This window comes from Lichenibacterium minor, assembly GCF_004137685.1.
GTDB lineage: Bacteria > Pseudomonadota > Alphaproteobacteria > Rhizobiales > Beijerinckiaceae > Lichenihabitans > Lichenihabitans minor.
On the sequence record NZ_QYBB01000192.1, the window covers coordinates 1 to 548 of the forward strand.

Here is a 548-nt window from a genome sequence, read left to right on the forward strand (position 1 = left end):
CACGGTCTGGGACATGAGCCCCAGACTCGCACATCCCAAACCCGTCGTGAATCATCCGATTGGTTCAGAGCACTAGGTTGCGTAGTGCACGAGCACGACCTTCGGCTCGTGCCATCTCGGCGGTGATCTGCGTCCTGGGCTGCCTCACGACGACTACGCTGCTGGCACGGGCGGGCGAGACGGCGAGACGAGACGGCGAGACGAGACGGGCGCCCCTGGCTCGTGGCGGCGGCAGCGGTGTTGGGCTGCAGCGTGTGGTCGCTCCACTTCGTCGCCATGCTGGCCTTCATGCCGGGTCGGGAGATGGCCTACGACCTGGGCCTGACAGCGCTGTCCATCGTCGTCGCCGTCGGCGGAGCCTTGATGGCTCTCTTTGCCTCGAAGGCGCCCACCACGCTCGCCGCCCGCGTCGGCGTCGCCGGTGTGCTGCTCGGGCTCGCGATAGCGGGGATGCACTACGTCGGCGTCGCAGCCATGACGTTCTCGGGCTTCCTCATCTTCGACCACGCCTACGTGGTGGCGTCGGTCGTGGTCAGCATCGTCTTCTC

Annotated in this window: 1 protein-coding gene; it reads left to right on the forward strand. The window is 67.0% G+C overall.

Annotation, left to right across the window (positions count from 1 at the left end; all coding sequences use genetic code 11):
• Positions 1 to 222: 222 nt before the first annotated feature.
• Positions 223 to 548, forward strand: a 326-nt coding sequence (locus D3273_RS27990) for an MHYT domain-containing protein (RefSeq protein WP_281011442.1), incomplete at its 3' end; no start/stop codon positions are given.